This is a genomic window from Paenibacillus sp. B2(2019) (genome assembly GCF_008370385.1).
Classification (GTDB): Bacteria; Bacillota; Bacilli; order Paenibacillales; family Paenibacillaceae; genus Paenibacillus_AQ.
On sequence record NZ_VTZR01000032.1, the window covers coordinates 183579 to 201478 of the forward strand.

Consider the following 17900-nt stretch of genomic DNA (forward strand, 5'->3'; position numbering starts at 1 on the left):
AAGAAAAGTACTGCGGATTACTACTGGAGTTGTGGAAAGTGAAAGAAGGTGGGAGATGTGGGCGATAAAGAGATGGATAGGGGAAAGTGATAACTGGTTCATATCACAGTACAGATAGGGGGGCTAAGGAAGAATAAATACTAATTAGTTGTTCGCCCCCATGAAAGAACCAACCTTGATACATGTGCGTACTAGAAGATTTTAAAGGTAATACATTTTGAACATGATATCTTGATCATGATTTCCGAATTTTTTTCCGAAAATTGTCGCGCCTCCGACGTGTTTTGCATCTTCCTTCACTTCGATCCGGAAAGTCCATCGGTCACAGGTCGTATCTAAATCCTCAATCGAAACGGAAGACATGGGGTCACCGTCAATGTATGTTCCATTGTGATTAGTAATTCTAATCGTTTTTAGTAATCCATACTGGTTAATATTGTGCGGCCACCACTCAGGTGTGAATTTACCTCTTGCATCAGCAAAATCCCCAGGGCTTGTCCAAGTACCTAATTCCAAGCCGTTCAATGAAAAGGTGATGTCTGAAGGCCATACGTCATTGGCAAATGGAAATTCGGAAGAAAGCTCTAAGCTAATTTCAAATTGCTGTAAGGTTTCATCTTTTTTTAGAAAATTGGCAATGTTGTATTGAACATAACCTTGGGTAAACCATAGAATCTCTGCATCGACTCTTTTAGAATCCATGAAATACTTAGGTTCGTCTACTCTGCCGATAAACTCTTTCTCTGTGGCAAGTCCGCATGTAGGCTTCAGATCATAATCCGTATAATGACCAATCGGCACCGATGTCTCATAAGAGGCAAAAGAATGAAAGATTTTTTTAGGGAAGTTAATCTCAATATGGTCGACTCTAAGAATTGAGATTTTTTGCATTCCGGATTTACCAGGAACTTTTTCTGTTTTTATGATTCCTGCATCTTCTAACTTTTTAATGTGTTTTGTTACGATGGGACTGCTTATTTTAAGTTCTTCTGCCAAATCTTTGATGTTCATCTTATTTTTGGAGAGTAACTGAATGATTTTTATTCGTACTTCACTTGCCAAGGCTTCATAAACAACGAGAGAGGACTTGTCTATTTCCAATTGCATTTTATCCACTTCTTTCAAAGTAATTTCATATACTGTAAAGTTTATTAATCTCTATATAAAGTAACACGAAAGGTAACTGAAGTAAATAATATATCGCTTTCATCTCTTCTTAATGAACTAAAAGGTTAACTAAGTTTTAAAAAAATCTATTAAGTTTATTTAAAAGTTATTGACTACGCTTTCAAAGCGACTGTATACTAAGTTTAAGTTAATCGTTTCCAACAAAGTTAATGTGAATGATTATCTTAACATTACAGCTGCAGGGGGAGAGAGTAATGAAAAAGAAATTTGGAGTAGTATTAGCAACGGTTCTAATGTTAACGACAGTGTTAGCAGGATGTGGTGGTAAAGATGATAGTAAGACGATTACGTTCTGGACACCGCTGACCGGTGATGATGGTGCTTATATGGATCAAATCGTTAAAGAGTACAATGCAACGAATCCAGAGATTAAAGTGAAGCACGTTATTACAGCTGATATGTACACGAAAATTTCTACCGTTTTGGCTTCCAGCAAAGGTGTTCCTGATTTAGCAATTATCCACGCTGACCGTGTTCCTGGGTTTGTTAAGCAAGGTGTCTTAGAACCCATGCAAGATACTGTATTGCCGGCACAACCTGAACTAAAAGCTGAAAATTACTTACCACAAGCTTGGAACACTGGTAACATCGACGGAACACAATACACAGTACCTCTTGATATCCACAGTAACGTAATGTATTACAATAAAGATTTGCTCAAAAAATATAATGCTGAATCTTTCTTGGATGATAACGTTGTTACGATTGATGAAATGCTTTCCTTACAAGGTAAATTGGATGAAGGCGACTATGTAGTTAATGATGCCTTGCTCGGATGGGTTATCCTGGCTCAAATTCAAAACTTGGGCGGAGATATTCAGGTGGACGGCAAACCGGCTGTTAACTCCCCAGTATTTAAACAAGCCTTTGAAGACGTTAAGAAAATTGCTGATGCTGGTTTGATGACTCCATTTGGTGAAGACGGTTACTTGATGTTCCAATCCCAAAACGTACTCTTCTCCACAGACGGAACTTGGAGTTCTACCGCACATGCTGGAGTTGAAGGCTTGAACTTTGGTGTGACTAACATTTATTCTCCAACCGCTGATAAATTCACGAATAGATCTTCTTCTCACTTGTTCGCTATGCTTAAGAATGATAAGAGAACAGATGAAAAAGAAGTAGGGATTGCTAACTTCTTAGAATATGTGCGTACAAACTCAATGGAATGGGCAAAAGCTGGTCAAAACGTCGCAAGTAACGTAGTTAACCAAAGTCCGGAATACCAAAACTACATGCAATCCTTCTTTACTTCTAATGAAAAAGAAATTGAATCCCTTTACATTTACACATATGAGTACTACCCATACATTGCAGAAGCTGTAGATACTTATTGCGCAGATATCGTTCGCGGTAACGTTGATCTAGATGAGACCTTGGCAACCATGCAGAAGTTTGTAGAAGATAAGATCGCAGAAAGCAGCAGTGCAGCGAAATAAAGCGAAATAGAATAGATTGTACGAAGTAATGTGCCGTACATTGGTGCATTACTTTGTGCAAAAGGAGAAATGAAATCCTATGAAAAAGAAAATAAACTGGGCACCTGCCTTCTTTGTAGGTCCGCACGTCATTTTGTTTGCTGTCTTCATTTTATTGCCAACGATTTATGGGATTTATGCTTCATTTACAAAGTGGAATTTAATGAGTGACCCGGTATGGGTAGGCTTTGATAACTATAAGGCCATTCTATTTGATGGCAAATCAACGTTTCATACTCAATTTTTCAGAGGTCTGAAAAATACTTTGATCTTTGTGGGTCTCTCTGTTCCATTATTAATAGTTATCCCATTAATGGTTGCTGTTGCACTAGAACATAAAAAAGTTAAAATGAAGAGCTTAATTCAATCTATTCTCTATATTCCGGGCTTGATTTCGATTTCTGCGGCTGCACTAATCTGGCTTTTGATCTTTAATAAGCAATTAGGGATTACTGGTAATCTATTCGGATCACAAATTGCTTGGCCTGCAAATCAGCCGTATGCGTGGATTATCATCATTGTAATCACACTATGGGGCGGTATTGGGGGCAACATGATTATTTATCGTGCTTCCTTAAGTGGCGTTGCGCAAGAATTATATGAATCGGCCGAGCTTGATGGTGCGGGTTCAATTAAAAGATTCACAAGTATCACCTTGCCATCTATTCGTTTTCCATTAATCTATACCTTTGTTATGACAACTGCTGGTGCCTTCAATGTATTCGGCCAACCGTTAATGATGACCGATGGCGGGCCTCGACAAAGTACACACGTACTCATGATGTATATTCGTCAATTAGCTTTCGGAAACGGTGAATCCATTGCAGGGATGGCATCGGCGATGGCAGTGTTATTGGGATTAGTAATCTTGGTGATCTCAGCGCTGCAATATTATGTAATGAACCGAAATGCTACATAAGGTTCTCGGGAACTATTTGATTAACAAGGAAATGGAAAAGGTAGGTGTACTAAAATGTCAAATCAGGCGGTAAATGGCCTAGATAATCGTCCAGTTGTAAATAGAACAGGCAAAGTAAAAGGATCATCCAATGTTAGCATTTCAAAATATGTATCATATGCTTTTTTGCTTATCCTTTGTGTGATTTGGATTATTCCAGTAATCTTCGGGATTTCCACGTCTTTTAGATCACAAACGGAAGTGGTTTCTTCAGGCTTTAGACTATTTCCTGAAACATGGGTCTTTGAGAACTATGTTACGATTCTGAACAATACTTCTACAGCCCCAATTCTACGTTGGCTAGGCAATTCATTGTTTATCGCTACAACCCACACAATCCTGGTGGTTATTGTGATTTCGATTACAGGCTTTGGTTATACCCGTATTAACTTTAAAGGAAGAGACACACTGTTCTTTACTTTGCTAGGGATCTCCTTTTTCCCGGGTGTAGTTAACTTAATTCCTTCTTATAAAATTATCGATTCCTTGGGCTGGGTAAACACTTCTTGGGCAATGATCATTCCCGGTCTTGCGGGTATGGGGAATATCTTCTTGGTCAGACAGTTTATGAACGGTATCCCAAAAGAACTAGATGAGTCTGCAAAAGTTGATGGTGCAAGTGACTTTAGAATTTTCGCGCAAATTATATTGCCGTTAGTTAAGCCGATTCTGATTGTTTGCGGATTGTTCTCCTTTACGGGATCTTGGAATGACTTCCTCTGGCCGGTTATCGTGTACACAGATGTAGACAAAATGCCAGTCACAGCTGGGTTGCTCTTGTTACAAGATATCTACGGAAACTATCGTATGATCGGGCAATTAATGGGGTCGGCAATCTTGGCGATCGTTCCAACTCTGCTGTTATTTATATTTGCTCAAAAATACTTCGTTCAATCTATTAACTTGAATTCAGGTATTAAAGGGTAGATCAAATGAACATAGCTTAAATACACCTTGCCTTCTTATAAGGAAGGGTGTGTTTTGGTGACCCATAAAATTAAAAATAAAGAGAGATATAGGAGTTGTCATCATGAGAGAATTCAATGCGAAAAATCCGCTTATTGAGCAAAGGGCAGATCCATGGATCTATAAACATACTGATGGTTATTATTATTTCATAGCTTCGGTTCCGGAGTTTGATAGAATCGAGCTTCGTCGTTCTGAATCCATTCAGGGATTAGCTGAGGCTGAGGGTAAGACCATTTGGGTTAAGCATGAAACAGGCTTAATGAGTGCCAATATTTGGGCGCCCGAGATTCATTATATTGATGGAAAATGGTACGTGTATTTTGCAGCAGCACATACTTCCGATACGAAAGATGGCTTATTTGATCATCGTATGTTTGCCATAGAAAACTCATCCGTAAATCCATTAGAAGGTGAGTGGGTGGAAAAGGGTCAAATCAAAACGAAATGGGAATCCTTTGCCCTGGATGCAACCACTTTTGAACACAGAGGGGTTAGATACTACGTATGGGCACAAAAGGATCCCGATATCCCTGGTAATTCTAATATGTATATCTCTGAAATGGAAAACCCTTGGACGTTAAAAGGAGAGCAGGTGTGCATCACCACGCCTGAATATGATTGGGAAAAAATCGGCTTCCTGGTGAATGAGGGTGCGGCAGTTCTTAAGCGAAATGGACGTATTTTCATGACTTTCTCGGCAAGTGCAACAGATCATAACTACTGTATGGGGTTGTTAACCGCTGATGAGGATAGTGATTTAATGGATCCGAAATCATGGGTCAAAACACCAGAACCTGTGTTTACAACTTCTGAAGAAAACGGTCAATATGGACCGGGACATAATAGCTTTACAGTCTCAGATGATGGCACACAGGATATCCTAGTGTTCCATGCTAGAAGCTATAAGGAAATTGTGGGAGACCCGTTATATGATCCTAATCGGCACGCGCGTGTGCAAGTGATCCAGTGGAATGAAGATGGAACGCCAAACTTTGGTGTCCCTAGACCGGATACGAAATCTTAAAATAATGCTTCTCTAGTGTGAAGCTTATTATATTCTTCTATATGAAAGAGGGACGCTCCAGTAGCCACATGCTATTGGAGCGTCCCTTAATCTTATAATGGAAGATCCCGTCGTCTGAACAGTTCGATCCCTATGGCAAAAGCGAGAATACCGATCAACAGTAACCAACTAGAAACCTGAATAATCTCCACGTTTCCTTGAACGATTTTACCAGGCTGATAGAAGGAGAACAAGGTCAGGTAACGTAACCCCTCCAGTTTATCGCTTATTTTGCCGAGCAGATCCAGAGTGAAGAATCCGAAGGTGATAGCGCCGGAAATTCCAAGCGCTTTTTTCTCATCATTACAAACCGAAGATACAAGGAAAGTGAGTCCCCCCACGGCAAAAAACAATAAAAACGCTACGCTATTCAGCTGAGCGAATCGGCCGCTATTAAATTCATATTCACTGCCGAGGAACCATGCTTTACCTAATAATCCGGCGAGTGTGGTTACGCCCATAATCAGGAGCAATGCTGTTGTGAGTACAAGCGCCTGCGTGGTAGCTACTTTTCTCCGCGTAGTTGGTGCTATCAGAAGATAAGCCATAGAGCCACGATCCACAAGTCGAGCCATGAGCTGCGTCGACATTTGTACACACACAATGGATAGAATCAGTACCAGAATAAGTCCATAATATTCTCCTGAGATAAAAGCCTCAGCACTGGTGAATCCGCTGTTTAATCCAAAGGCTTTACCTACACCTTCCGGCATAGCTTTAATGAGGTCATCAATGGCTTGTGTGCTTCCGGCGATCCCTGGATATAGCCAGATCATAAACAGAATATAGAAGGCAGAACCGAAGGCGTAATTCATTATGCCTTTGAGGTTCACCCTCATCATTTCTTTATAGAGTGGAAGATTCATTGCACGGCCCCCTCACGGTCATAATAGTCCATGAAAATGTCCTCTAGATTCTGCGTGAACACATCCATACTGCGGATATTATATTTCCCGGTCTCCTGAATGAATCGATCGTAATTACCCTGAACGGCAATACGGACCATATTCCCTTCACGAGCTTCCACCTGCAGGCCGGAGGCGGCGAATTGTTCTGCATCTTCGCGACTCGCGAAAACAACCTCAAACAGCTTCCGCTGCATCGATTGTAATTCGTGGATATTTTTTACAGTGACGATACGTCCGTCTTTAATGATTGCAGCTCGGTCACAGGTGCGCTCAATTTCTTGAAAGCTGTGAGAGGACATTAGAAATGTGGTTCCGGCTGCTTTTTCCTCCAATACGAGATCTATAAATACCTTTTGCATAAGCGGGTCGAGTCCCGAGGTTGGTTCATCCAGAATAATAACTTCAGGATTGTGCATGAAAGCTGCGACAATACCGACTTTTTGCTTCATTCCCTTTGACATTTTGCGGATCGGAGTTGAGGCATCAAATTGCAGTCGTTCAATGAGGCGGTCACGTTTGGTAGTGTTCTTCATCCCTTGCATGCCAGACATGAATTTAAGGAAAGAAATGCCTGTCATCCCGTCAAAAAAATTGATTTCACCGGGTAGATAGCCGATATGCTTCTGGACTGTACCCTGTGCTTTCCATACATCAAGTTCATGGATGCTCGCATTACCTTTGTCCGGCTTCATAAATCCCATGATATGTCTTATGGTCGTAGATTTACCCGCGCCATTAGGCCCCAGAAACCCAAATACCTCACCTTTATTTACGGTAAACGTAACATCTTCGATTCCCTTGCCATTCGAAAATCGTTTGGTTAAGCCTTCAACTACAAGCATGCCGCCACCCCCGCTGCAAAATAATGAACTATTACTAATTGGATATTTCATATGTTATATTATTCCTAGTGAATAGTGAAGTCAATCGAATTATGAAATAATTGATAATAAATATTTCATTAAATTTAAATAAGCGTATTATATAATGAAGTTAAGGGTGGATAGCATGAATGGATTTGAGAAAAGAGCCGCTCAAATAAAACTCAAAATTATGAAGACTACGATGGAGATGCTCAAGAGCTGTGAGCCCAAACGTCTCCGGATCGCAGACATTGCGAAAGAAGCAGGCGTCTCACAGGTGACGATTTATAATTATTTTGGCAGCAAGGAAGCACTATTTGGTGAGGCCTTTAAGGATTTTATAGAGAAGGCCATTCGCGAATTTGAAGATTACATTCATGGAGAGCATTCTCTAAAAGAGATTATTGAATACATTATGACGATGGAGAGAGAAACCTACAGTTCATTGTCTCCTACGACTGTGAAGGAGCTTATGATTGAGGATCAGGAAATGTTTCATTATATTGAAGAACGTTACACAAATGACGTTTTACCATTGATGGTCAAGATGGTGGAGGATGGCAAAGCACGAGGAGAAATTTCAAATAAAGTGTCCACCAAAGGGATACTTTCATTTATGGGAATGTATATGCGAAGTTCGGGGGAAATGCTAGATGAAGCCAGCAAACAAGAAGACATAGATGCCTTCCTGGAGGAAGCCATCCATCTCTTCTTTTATGGGATTTGCGGGCGGGAACAGGAGTAGCGTGAGCTTTGCAATCTGTTCCCTCTAATTCATCATGGAAAGAGCGGATTCCCTGTCATCCCTACCCACAGCTCGGATTGTTCAAGATGGGCTGCAAGCTGAAGCAGTAAATCTTCCCGGCCTTTAGCAGCCATTACCTGTACCCCCAACGGTAGACCCTCTTGCGACATATGGACGGGAACGCTCATAGCTGGCTGACCCGTCAAATTGGCGAGCTGGGTGAACGGTGTGTAGGTTAGGCTTGGTTTAAACATAGCGTAAATCATTCGCTCTTGTTCCTCTTTCGGCAACTCATGTACATGCAGCAGTTTTTCGATTTCAGCAGAGCTATGCGTTAACTCGCCAATCTTAGGAGCTGAATCCGCATTTGTTGGTGTGATATACAGATCGTAGCGGTTAAGCAGACCTGCCATTTGAGCGGCTGCAATATCCCATTCATCCAGACTATGCACAAATTCTGCCGCAGAGACTTTTCTTCCGGCTTCCCCAAGGACCCAAGTAACGATATCAACTTCACTGGAAGTAATGGAACGTCCCATCATTTTTTCCAGCGATACGAACATCGCTGCCACTTCGCCAGTATTCATCGTATAGTAATTCTCCATCAGCCTAACACCATTTACTGGACTTAGCTTTTCTTCAACTTCATACCCCTCAGCTTCGAGCCATTTTACAGTTTTGAGCACAGCAATGACTGCTTCATTCGTTACAGGAGTGCCTACTGGAGAAGCTGTTGTGAACGCTATGCGTAGTTTTCGCTGTGTTGGCTTGAATAGATCGTCTAAGTAGACGCCCGGATATAGAGGTGTTTGAAAAGCAGCCTCTGGCTGCACAACCTGTAGTAGATCCAGCATCGCAGCACTATCGCGTACGGACCTTGTCAATGCAAAGTCAATAGAAGCGCCTTGCCATTGACGACCGACACCTGGTCCAACTGGAGTACGTCCACGGGTGGGCTTCAGTCCGAACAAGCCGGTGAACGAGGCAGGGATACGGATCGAGCCGCCACCATCACTAGCACCCGCTGCCGGAACAATACCAGAAGCTACCGCCGCAGCTGCACCACCACTTGAACCGCCGGGGGAATATTCGGGATTCCACGGATTACGTGCCGGGCCATGAAGGACGTTCTCGGTAATGTTTTTGAGGCCGAATTCTGGTGTATTCGTATGTCCAAGCGGAATGAATCCGCCGTTTCTGATTCGTGCTACGTAGTTTGAGTCACGTCTGGCAATATTGTCTTTCATAAGCAAAGCACCCGAAGTAAGAGGTTCTCCAGCGATAGCTTGGGAGATATCCTTGAGCAGAAAAGGAACGCCAGCAAACGGGCGAGTGCTATCATGAACAGGCATATCGTCAGCTTCCTTAAGAGCAGCTTCTCTACGAGTACGTACAACCGCATTAAGAACTGGATTAACTTCATCGAGCCGAGCGAAAGCGGCTTCGACAAGCTCACGAGGGGAGACTTCACGTGCTTTGACAAGCGAAGCAAGCCCTAGAGCGTCATATGTAGAATAAGAAAAGGACATTATAGATAACCTCTTTCGAATAGGCGTGAATTGCCTGTATTTTATATATAACAATGTATCATTTATCGTCAGTAAAGGACGACCAAGCCCTTTCTTCTGATCCCATTATACATCTCGATAGTAATGATTTGAAAATGGATATCTGACATCTATCAATTCTTTTTTAAGCCCGATTAGGCTATACTTAGTGTTAAATGGATCTTATGGGGTGTACTGATGAACGAAGATAAATATCAGAATGTTGATGGACTAATGGAAGCTTTCCAGCAATTTTCCAGGATGAATTGGCGTAAAACTACAGTCTGGGGATTGAAGCCAAGTGAGGTTCGGATGTTGGTTTCTTTAAAGCTCGGCAAGGAACGGGAAGGGAAGAAGGGCCAGACCGTATCAGATATCAGCAAGTTTCTTAAAGTCACTTCTCCTACGGTTACACAGATGGTCAATAGTCTGATTGCACAGGGATATGTAGTGCGTTCTGCCGATGCCCAGGATCGCCGAATCAGTGAGATCACGCTTACGGAAAAAGGAGAGCATTTGGCCGAAATGGCCGTGACGAAATCCCGAAATACCTTTAAAGGCATGATTGATTATATGGGTAGAGAAAAGACAGATTCGTTAATGGAGCTGTTAAACGAAGTCTACGATTATTTCGAAGAATTGAACGATCAACCAACCGAATCCTAATCTCCTTCACATAAAAAAGAGATGCCGCACAGCCAAAGCTGTTTACGGACATCTCTAATGTATATTTATTTGTGATTAATGTGCAGCAGGTACTGACTTTTCAAGGTTTTTGCCTTCGCTTTTTCCCTCTGCAGTTACCTCTGTTTTTTTCTCACCACTTCGCAACGGAATCTCTTTAAGGAACAGGACAAGCAATGCTGCAATGACTAACAGTGCCGTGCCGCTTAAGAATACAACTGTCAGGGAATCGCTTAGTGCGTTTCGTAGCATCTCAATCAATTGATTGAAGAGCGGCTGGATTTGCTCTGGCAGCGTTGTGTGCAGTTCCTTCAGCTTAGGCTGATCTAGCAGCATTTGCGGATTCATAAATGCGGAAAGTTGTTTAGCGGATTCAGGGTCAAGTTTGGTTAAATCTGGACCTTTGCCAGAGGACACTGCTGCCTCTAGTTTATTCGTTAATGAAGTGTTCATGATGGTACCCATAATAGCGATACCGATGGTTCCACCTAAATTACGGAACAAAGTATTTGTAGCAGTAGCAACTCCTAGCATGGAGGGAGCTACAGCATTTTGCACGGTTAAGGTAAATACAGGCATCGATAGTCCTAAACCAATCCCGAAGACAATCATGCTGACTACGGCCATCGCAATGTTGCTCATAAAGGCCATTATGATCATGGCTACAACCATAAATGGCATACCCATCAGGGCATAACGCTTGTATTTACCTGATTTGGAGATCCATCTTCCCACAAGCGTACTAAGTACAATCATTGCTAATGACATCGGCATATTAATGAATCCGGAGTTGGTCGGGGAGACACCTTCTACACCTTGGACAAAGAATGGCAGATAGATCATTGCGCCCATCATACCAGCATTCATCAGGAAGCCGACAACCATGGAGATGGTTACGATGGAATTCTTAAATAAGGATAATGGCAATACTGGACTTTTAGCTTTTCGTTCAATCAGAATTAAAATAATAACTCCGAGAATAGATGCCCCGAACAAGCTGAGAATCTCTGGGGAACCCCATTCATATTTTGTACCCGCCCATGAAAAGCCGAGCAAGAGTGCAACAATGGTAAGGGAAAGGAAAATAGAGCCTAAGTAGTCAATGGATTCTGAAGTGGAGCGTGCAGTTTTAGGGAACATTTTCCAAATCATAAAGAAAGCCACGATACCGAAAGGCAAGAAGATCCAGAAGATCCATTTCCAAGCCATGTGATCCACCATGAAGCCCCCAAGGGTAGGACCAATTACACTAGAGAATCCAAATATGGCCATCATAATTCCAGTCCACTTGGCTCTCTCTCTAGGAGCGAACAAATCACCTACAGCGGTTACGGTAGCCGACATTAGAATCCCGCCGCCAAGACCTTGAATCCCGCGATAAGTGATCATTTGGAAAATATTTGTCGACAATCCGGACAGGAAAGCGCCTATAATAAAAATAACGATCCCCGCTAAGAGGAATGGCTTTCTTCCATAGATATCGGATAATTTGCCGACAAGTACGGTAGCGATTGTAGAGGTGAGCATATAGATGGTAATTACCCAAGTATAATGTTCAATGCCTCCTAACATCGCAATAATTCGGGGCATTGCAGTACCCACAATGGTCTGGTTGATTGCTGCGAAAAACATAGCCGCCATTAAAGCAATCATAATTGTAACTTTTTTCTTTTGCGTAAGATGCTCCAGAGCTGTTCCTCTCCTTTAACTTCTATATATTGTAGTTTGGGAATTCACGTCTTAATAATTAGGTAGCCAAACTATCATTTATGTATAATACACAAATTCATCATTTAGCACAACTGTTTAATTATTTAATTTTTATGGAAACAGAATGTGATTTGGACTTGATTTTTTGGAAATAGGTAAGTAATCTAATTAGATTGAGTTAAATTGGAGGTGCCCTATGGATACTCAAAATAGTCAAGAGCAAAAGCTAATTATAGCCTTTGAAAATATTAAACGTTTGACCTCTCGTCCGTCCTCAAAGGAAGTGATTTCGTATAGAGAATTTATGATGATGTATGTCATAAACAATTTAATGAAGCGAAAGAAGCATTCAGACGAAGTCGAAGAGCAGCGGGGAGTCATGATTTCTAGATTAAGCGACTTGCTCCAAATTAGCAGGCCTACTGCGACACAAATGGTTAACAGTTTGGAGGAGAAGGGTTACGTGGTGCGAACAACGTCCGATACCGATCGGCGGGTTGTATATATTGGTCTGACGAATAAAGGGGAGCAGATTTATGATTCCCAGATGGCTACTTTTTCAGGTATTTTAAGTGAAGTTACGGAAAAGGTGGGTAAGAAAGAGATAGACCAGTTGATTTTTCTGTGTGATCGTTTTCAAGAAGCGGTGCATGAAGTCAGAAGCCGCCAGCTTTTTACTCAATCCGATGAAGATCCGCTCGTTATGGATTCCGTATAGCGACCATTACAAAAAAAAGATATTTCGGTGCCTCTGCCCGGAACGTCTTTTTTTAATTATAAGAAAGTATAAGTTTCGCGATATACTTTATCCTTATAATTCTCGCATAAACGCTCACCGTCCTTTAAAGGACGCCGAAGGCGTTTTAGCTTGCAGCATCCAGAGCAAGGAGGAATTACAATCAGAATATTAGCGATTAGCGACATTCACGGAAGCTATTCCGAATTCAACGCATTATTAAAAAAAATAAACTATCGGCCATCCGAGGACAAGCTCATCCTGATGGGGGATTATGTGGATAGAGGTCTCAATAGTAAAGGAATTGTGGATCAAGTTATGGCCCTAAAGCGGGAATGGGGCGTTACTGTTCTAAAAGGCAATCATGATAAAATGGCCTATGACGCGCTCACCAGCGAGGATGATAAACTGGATACGCATTGGCTAAACAACGGTGGTTTGTATACATTGATGAGCTATTGTGAGGCGGATTCTGATTTTTTTAAAGCGGATTTTGGCTGGCATGATTATATGCTGCTGAAAGAAGAAATTAGACAGAAATACAAACATCATTTGGACTTTCTAAGTTCATTGCCACTTTATCATGAGACGGAAGACCATATCTTTGTCCACGCGGGCATTAATCCATTAATAGAGGATTGGAAGCAGCAGGATCCATATGATTTTATCTGGATCAGAGAGCCATTTTATACGAATCCTGTAGTTAGCACTGACAAAACGGTTATTTTCGGTCATACCTCGACGATGGATCTACATGATTCGGAAGACATCTGGTTTAGTCCGCTGGGCGATAAGATTGGTGTGGATGGTGGATGTGCCTATGGTCAACGTCTGAACTGTTTGGAGATTTCCGGTGGGGCATACATCACACATTTTGTTCGGAATGGGGAGAAGCCTTGAGCTGTCTCTCTTTTTTTAAAATATTAGAAAGTATAACGCTGAAGGCGTTTATGCTTGTTCATGAAAATGTAGAATAGCACTGTATTTAACGCCAACTATGTATAAAATAAAGAATAGGGGGTGTAATAGATGAATGCAAACAACAAATATCATATCCTCATGCAAGGGACTATCAGCAACAATGTGAGCGAAACCTGCAAGGAGTTTGGCATATCCCGGACGATCTATTATCAGTGGTGTAAAGCTTACCAAGAGCAGGGGATGGATGGACTGGCAGAGAAGGAACGAAAGCCGGTAATGCCTAATAAAGTGGATAAGCGAACGGAAAGATTGATCTTACAATACGTTGCCAAATTCCCTGAAGATGGACCCAAGCGAATCTTTTACGAACTGCAGGATGAGGGTGTGAACATAGGGGAGTCAGGTATTTATAATGTGCTGCGTCGAAATGGACTTAGTAAGAGAATACAACGGGAGGCTTACGCCAAAGAAGTTAAAGCAAAGAAGCGGGACGGCACGCAAGCGGCTAACAGCAGAGGGTGTAAAGAGAAACCCAAACCTCTGGACTATAGGATGAAAAATCCGGAAAATGCTCATCCCGGGTATATGTGCCAACAGAGTATTAGCTATATGGGAGTGTTCCCAAGGGTAGGAAAGGTATATCAATACGTGGTCTACGATGCCTATTCCAGATTAGGCTTAGTTAAGCTATATAATCGGAAGTCCGCCATTCTTTTTATCGATTTTATGGATTTGAAGGTCATCCCATTGATGAAGACCTTAGAATTCCAAATTGATAATCTGGTTACGAACAAGAGTCGTGAATTTACTACGAACTGGGATAGAGGTAAACATAAATACAGCGATTTTTTACATAAGAACAACATAAATCAAGTAGCTATTACTGCAGATCAGACAGTAGTATTTCAGCCCTTACAGCAATTTGCAGCAGTGTTGACGAAAGAATTCTATCAGCAGGCTTGGTTGGATGATACGATTGATTCCTTTGAGACTTTAGAAAAGCGCTTACACGAATATTTGAGGATCTATAACTTCAGCAGGGTGATCACAGACGGACCTAATCAAGGTAAAATACCATCGGATGTCGCACTTGAGTATGCAGGTCAGCGGGAGACCTTGCCATTATGGTTATTTACAAGGAGATAACAGATGATGACTAATATGAAGTATGAAGACAGGATAGGGATCATCGGTGCAGGGATTTCTGGGGTTACAGCTGCTTACCAGCTCGCGAAAAAAGGATATAAACATATCACTCTCCTTGAAAAGTCAGACCGGGTAGGTGGCAAGTGCCACTCCATCGAATACAAAGGGAAATCCTATGAAATGGGAACCCTAATCGGCTTGCCAACTTATAAACATACGATAGAACTCATGAGAGAGTTTGATCTTATGGACAAGGGTCCACTCTTGGAACGGGGATTTTTTGATACAAATGGGCGAAAAACTACTCAGATTCCTATGGACCAAATTCAGGTGTTTACCCAAGAATTCAAACGGTTGCCAGATATTTTGAAACGTTATAAGTCACTACAAGAACCGGGTTTTCTACAGTTACCGGCAGATCTATGTCAGCCCTTTTCAGATTGGTGTACGGAGAATGAGCTATCTGTAATTGGGCAGGTGTATATGCATTACTTCAATACTTTTGGTTTTGGGAGTATTCAGGATGTGCCGGCCGCCTATGTATTGAAATTTCTTACTTATGATAATTTATTGTCCTTTATTGAGATCACTCACATGATAACCTGGCCTAAGGGAGTCACTGAACTCATTAGAAGAATGGCCGACCAAGTAGAGGATCTGCGTCTGACTTGTGAAGTGCTACATATGGAGCAAGAGGGAAATGGTCAGGTTCGGGTGGAAACAAACCAGGATATCTTTTATTTTGACAAGGTTATTTATACTGCTTCCTTAGAGCATCTGGGCGATATGATTCACTTATCTTCGGTAGACAGAGCATTGTTTGAGTGTATAATCTATGAACGGTTTCGGGTATATGCCTACAGAGTGAAGGGGTTGCCGGAGCTTTCTGGATATATCCCCTGCAATATGAATCCTGAACGCAAGGGACATATGATGGCATGGTATTACAGGTGGGCAGATATGGGAACAACGGATCTAGTTACGGTTTATGTAGCGGAGAATGATGAGATGACAGATCTCGAGATGAGGGAAAAGGTAGAAAATAAACTTCGCGAACTTGGCGGCGAGAATATCCGTCTGTATATGATGAAGCGCTGGAAGCAGTTCCCCCATGTAGATTCTAATGTGATCCGTGAAGGCTTTTATGAACGGCTTGATCAGATGCAGGGAAGAGATAAGATCTATTATGCAGGAGAAATCATGAATTTTCCTACACTGGAGAACTGTATCGTATATTCGAAATACTTAGTTGAAAGATTTTTTTAAAAATGCGTGAGTAGTAAGCCTTGTCCACAAAGAAATTTGTCGGCAAGGTTTTTTTATATTGCATCAAGTATATATTTTGGGCCTCCGACAAAGTACCTGAGTAAGCATTAAAGCAAAACTCCACTTTGTGGGGGATATTTTACGTTCGAGTTAGGTTTACAGTCTGTAGTTCTGTAGACATAGTTTCTAATAGATTCCCTTACTTGGGGTAGGACCTTGGATGAATTCCAGTCCTATTGATGTGTAAACTCAACTCGAAATGAGACTATGAAAACCTTGATAAATCAACGTTTTGAGCGGTTTGATCGTTCGGAGGAGGATGGGATATATTGGACTCAAGACATAGCTTATATACAAAATATGCGAATGCTTACGAAGCTAGTTTTGCACGAAGACAATCAGTGATGTTTATGCTCACAAAACTTTTAGGAGGAATGCATTATGTTTTTATTCGAATCGATTCCTTGGTACTCTGCTCTAATGTGGTTAGTGGTACTTGCAGGATTAATGATTTTCAACGAAATAGCTCGAAGAAGCAAGTGGTTCTCAATCATTCTGTTTATCGTTGTCCCTATTGTTCTTACCATAGCGGTCTGGCCGAATACGGCAGGCGAAGGCTCCAGTACTGGAACATGGTTTCACTGGGTAAAAGTATATTCTGCCTTGGCAGGATGTATAGGGTTTATGGCTATCCGTTATGTTAAAGGATGGGACAAAAATAAATATATATTAATGTTCCCAGCTATTATCCTTGCAGTTAACATTCTTGAAGCAGTTATCCGTGATTTCCAAGTGTACAGCTTGCAAGGCATGGTGGATGGCGTAATGATGGTAGGTGGTCCTTGGAACATTATGAACGGGATCGCAGGTATTCTGAACATTATTACGATTTCTGGTTGGATGGGTATTGTTATTAGTAAAGACAAGAGTAAGGATATGTTGTGGCCGGACCAGCTGTGGTTCTGGATCATTGCTTATGACATTTGGAACTTTGCCTATGTATATAACGCAGTTTCTGACCATTCCTTCTATGCAGGTGCAGCACTTCTGATCTCTTGTACAATTCCAGCATTCTTCTTCAAAAAAGGAGCATGGCTACAGCACCGTGCACAAACCTTGGCGATTTGGATGATGTTTACAATGTCGTTCCCGGCGTTTGTTGGCGATTCAAAGTTCTCCGTACAATCTTCTCACAGCGAAACGGCGCTTTGGGTTGTGAGTGCGTTATCTTTAGCAGCTAATATTGCAGTGTTTGTCTATCACTTCTATAAAATTACCAAACATAAACGCAATCCGCTTAAAGTGGAAGTGTATACAGATTTAGCGGCTTATAAGACGATTGCCGAGAGTGCAAAATAATAGAAGGCTTAATAGTTTCTTTAAGAATCCGCGCCTAGCGCGGTTTTTTTTATGGAATAGAATTTATAAAATTTCGAGATTGCGGAGAAATGTGAAACGAATTTATAGGATGGCCTATATTCAACTGGTGGCCATGGGGAGCTCTGTTTTTAATTAAGCACACGCCTTTGGGATGTATAACGGCCCGAGCGGACCTTATATCCTTCGAAATGCATGTTTTAGTCGAGCTTACGGACAAATGTATGCGAAAAACTGAACACAATGTGCTGATGGTAACGTAAACGAGCCAAATGTATGCGAAAAACCAAACACAATGTGCCGACGGTAACGTAAGCGAGTCAAATGTATGCGGAAAACCA

General features: G+C 41.6%; 16 protein-coding genes. 11 read left to right on the forward strand and 5 right to left on the reverse strand.

Annotated elements, in window-relative coordinates; translation table 11 throughout:
• Nucleotides 1–201: 201 nt before the first annotated feature.
• Nucleotides 202–1107: an ArsR/SmtB family transcription factor gene (locus tag PAENI_RS30970; RefSeq protein WP_042186035.1), complete on the reverse strand. Its 906-nt coding sequence runs from the start codon at nucleotides 1105–1107 to the stop codon at nucleotides 202–204.
• 275 nt (nucleotides 1108–1382) lie between these two features.
• On the opposite strand from PAENI_RS30970, the gene PAENI_RS30975 reads away from it, so the two are divergent.
• From PAENI_RS30975 to PAENI_RS30990, 4 genes are all read left to right on the forward strand, one after another.
• The gene (locus PAENI_RS30975) at nucleotides 1383–2627 is read left to right on the forward strand and encodes an extracellular solute-binding protein (RefSeq protein ID WP_042186037.1); all 1245 of its coding nucleotides are present in this window, start codon (nucleotides 1383–1385) and stop codon (nucleotides 2625–2627) included.
• 79 nt (nucleotides 2628–2706) lie between these two features.
• On the forward strand, nucleotides 2707–3585 hold the full coding sequence (locus PAENI_RS30980; protein WP_042186039.1) for a carbohydrate ABC transporter permease: 879 nt from the start codon (nucleotides 2707–2709) through the stop codon (nucleotides 3583–3585).
• A gap of 54 nt (nucleotides 3586–3639) precedes the next feature.
• Entirely contained in the window at nucleotides 3640–4551 is a 912-nt protein-coding gene (locus PAENI_RS30985) for a carbohydrate ABC transporter permease (protein WP_042186041.1), read from the forward strand.
• A 103-nt stretch (nucleotides 4552–4654) separates the two neighbouring features.
• Nucleotides 4655–5617: a glycoside hydrolase family 43 protein gene (locus tag PAENI_RS30990; RefSeq protein ID WP_149647900.1), complete on the forward strand. Its 963-nt coding sequence runs from the start codon at nucleotides 4655–4657 to the stop codon at nucleotides 5615–5617.
• Between the two features lie 92 nt (nucleotides 5618–5709).
• Here PAENI_RS30990 and PAENI_RS30995 read toward each other — a convergent pair whose 3' ends face one another.
• Entirely contained in the window at nucleotides 5710–6522 is an 813-nt protein-coding gene (locus tag PAENI_RS30995) for an ABC transporter permease subunit (protein ID WP_149647901.1), read from the reverse strand.
• Nucleotides 6519–7406 (reverse strand): ABC transporter ATP-binding protein, encoded by an 888-nt coding sequence (locus tag PAENI_RS31000; RefSeq protein WP_149647916.1) that lies wholly within the window; start codon nucleotides 7404–7406, stop codon nucleotides 6519–6521. The genes PAENI_RS30995 and PAENI_RS31000 overlap by 4 nt, the downstream gene beginning before the upstream one ends.
• A 166-nt stretch (nucleotides 7407–7572) precedes the next feature.
• Here PAENI_RS31000 and PAENI_RS31005 point away from each other — a divergent pair, with 166 nt between their 5' ends.
• Entirely contained in the window at nucleotides 7573–8172 is a 600-nt protein-coding gene (locus PAENI_RS31005; protein ID WP_149647902.1) for a TetR/AcrR family transcriptional regulator, read from the forward strand.
• Between the two features lie 32 nt (nucleotides 8173–8204).
• Here PAENI_RS31005 and PAENI_RS31010 read toward each other — a convergent pair whose 3' ends face one another.
• Nucleotides 8205–9701, reverse strand: coding sequence for an amidase (locus PAENI_RS31010; RefSeq protein ID WP_076284279.1), 1497 nt, complete (start codon nucleotides 9699–9701; stop codon nucleotides 8205–8207).
• Between the two features lie 216 nt (nucleotides 9702–9917).
• On the opposite strand from PAENI_RS31010, the gene PAENI_RS31015 reads away from it, so the two are divergent.
• Nucleotides 9918–10385, forward strand: coding sequence for a MarR family winged helix-turn-helix transcriptional regulator (locus PAENI_RS31015; protein WP_149647903.1), 468 nt, complete (start codon nucleotides 9918–9920; stop codon nucleotides 10383–10385).
• Between the two features lie 75 nt (nucleotides 10386–10460).
• Here the strand turns inward: PAENI_RS31015 and PAENI_RS31020 are convergent, their stop codons facing one another.
• Nucleotides 10461–12092 (reverse strand): MDR family MFS transporter, encoded by a 1632-nt coding sequence (locus PAENI_RS31020; RefSeq protein ID WP_149647904.1) that lies wholly within the window; start codon nucleotides 12090–12092, stop codon nucleotides 10461–10463.
• Nucleotides 12093–12309: 217 nt separating this feature from the next.
• Between PAENI_RS31020 and PAENI_RS31025 the strand changes: the two genes are divergently transcribed.
• From PAENI_RS31025 to PAENI_RS31045, 5 genes are all read left to right on the forward strand, one after another.
• Entirely contained in the window at nucleotides 12310–12831 is a 522-nt protein-coding gene (locus PAENI_RS31025) for a MarR family winged helix-turn-helix transcriptional regulator (RefSeq protein WP_149647905.1), read from the forward strand.
• Between the two features lie 150 nt (nucleotides 12832–12981).
• A complete protein-coding gene (locus PAENI_RS31030) occupies nucleotides 12982–13749 on the forward strand; it encodes a metallophosphoesterase family protein (RefSeq protein WP_262495799.1) in 768 nt (255 codons plus the stop codon).
• A 129-nt stretch (nucleotides 13750–13878) separates the two neighbouring features.
• Nucleotides 13879–14916 carry a helix-turn-helix domain-containing protein gene (locus PAENI_RS31035; RefSeq protein ID WP_149647906.1) on the forward strand — a complete coding sequence of 346 codons (1038 nt, stop codon included), beginning with the start codon at nucleotides 13879–13881 and terminating at the stop codon, nucleotides 14914–14916.
• A gap of 3 nt (nucleotides 14917–14919) precedes the next feature.
• Nucleotides 14920–16182, forward strand: coding sequence for an FAD-dependent oxidoreductase (locus tag PAENI_RS31040; RefSeq protein WP_149647907.1), 1263 nt, complete (start codon nucleotides 14920–14922; stop codon nucleotides 16180–16182).
• A gap of 441 nt (nucleotides 16183–16623) precedes the next feature.
• A complete protein-coding gene (locus PAENI_RS31045; protein ID WP_042186069.1) occupies nucleotides 16624–17541 on the forward strand; it encodes a DUF5692 family protein in 918 nt (305 codons plus the stop codon).
• Nucleotides 17542–17900: the final 359 nt, after the last annotated feature.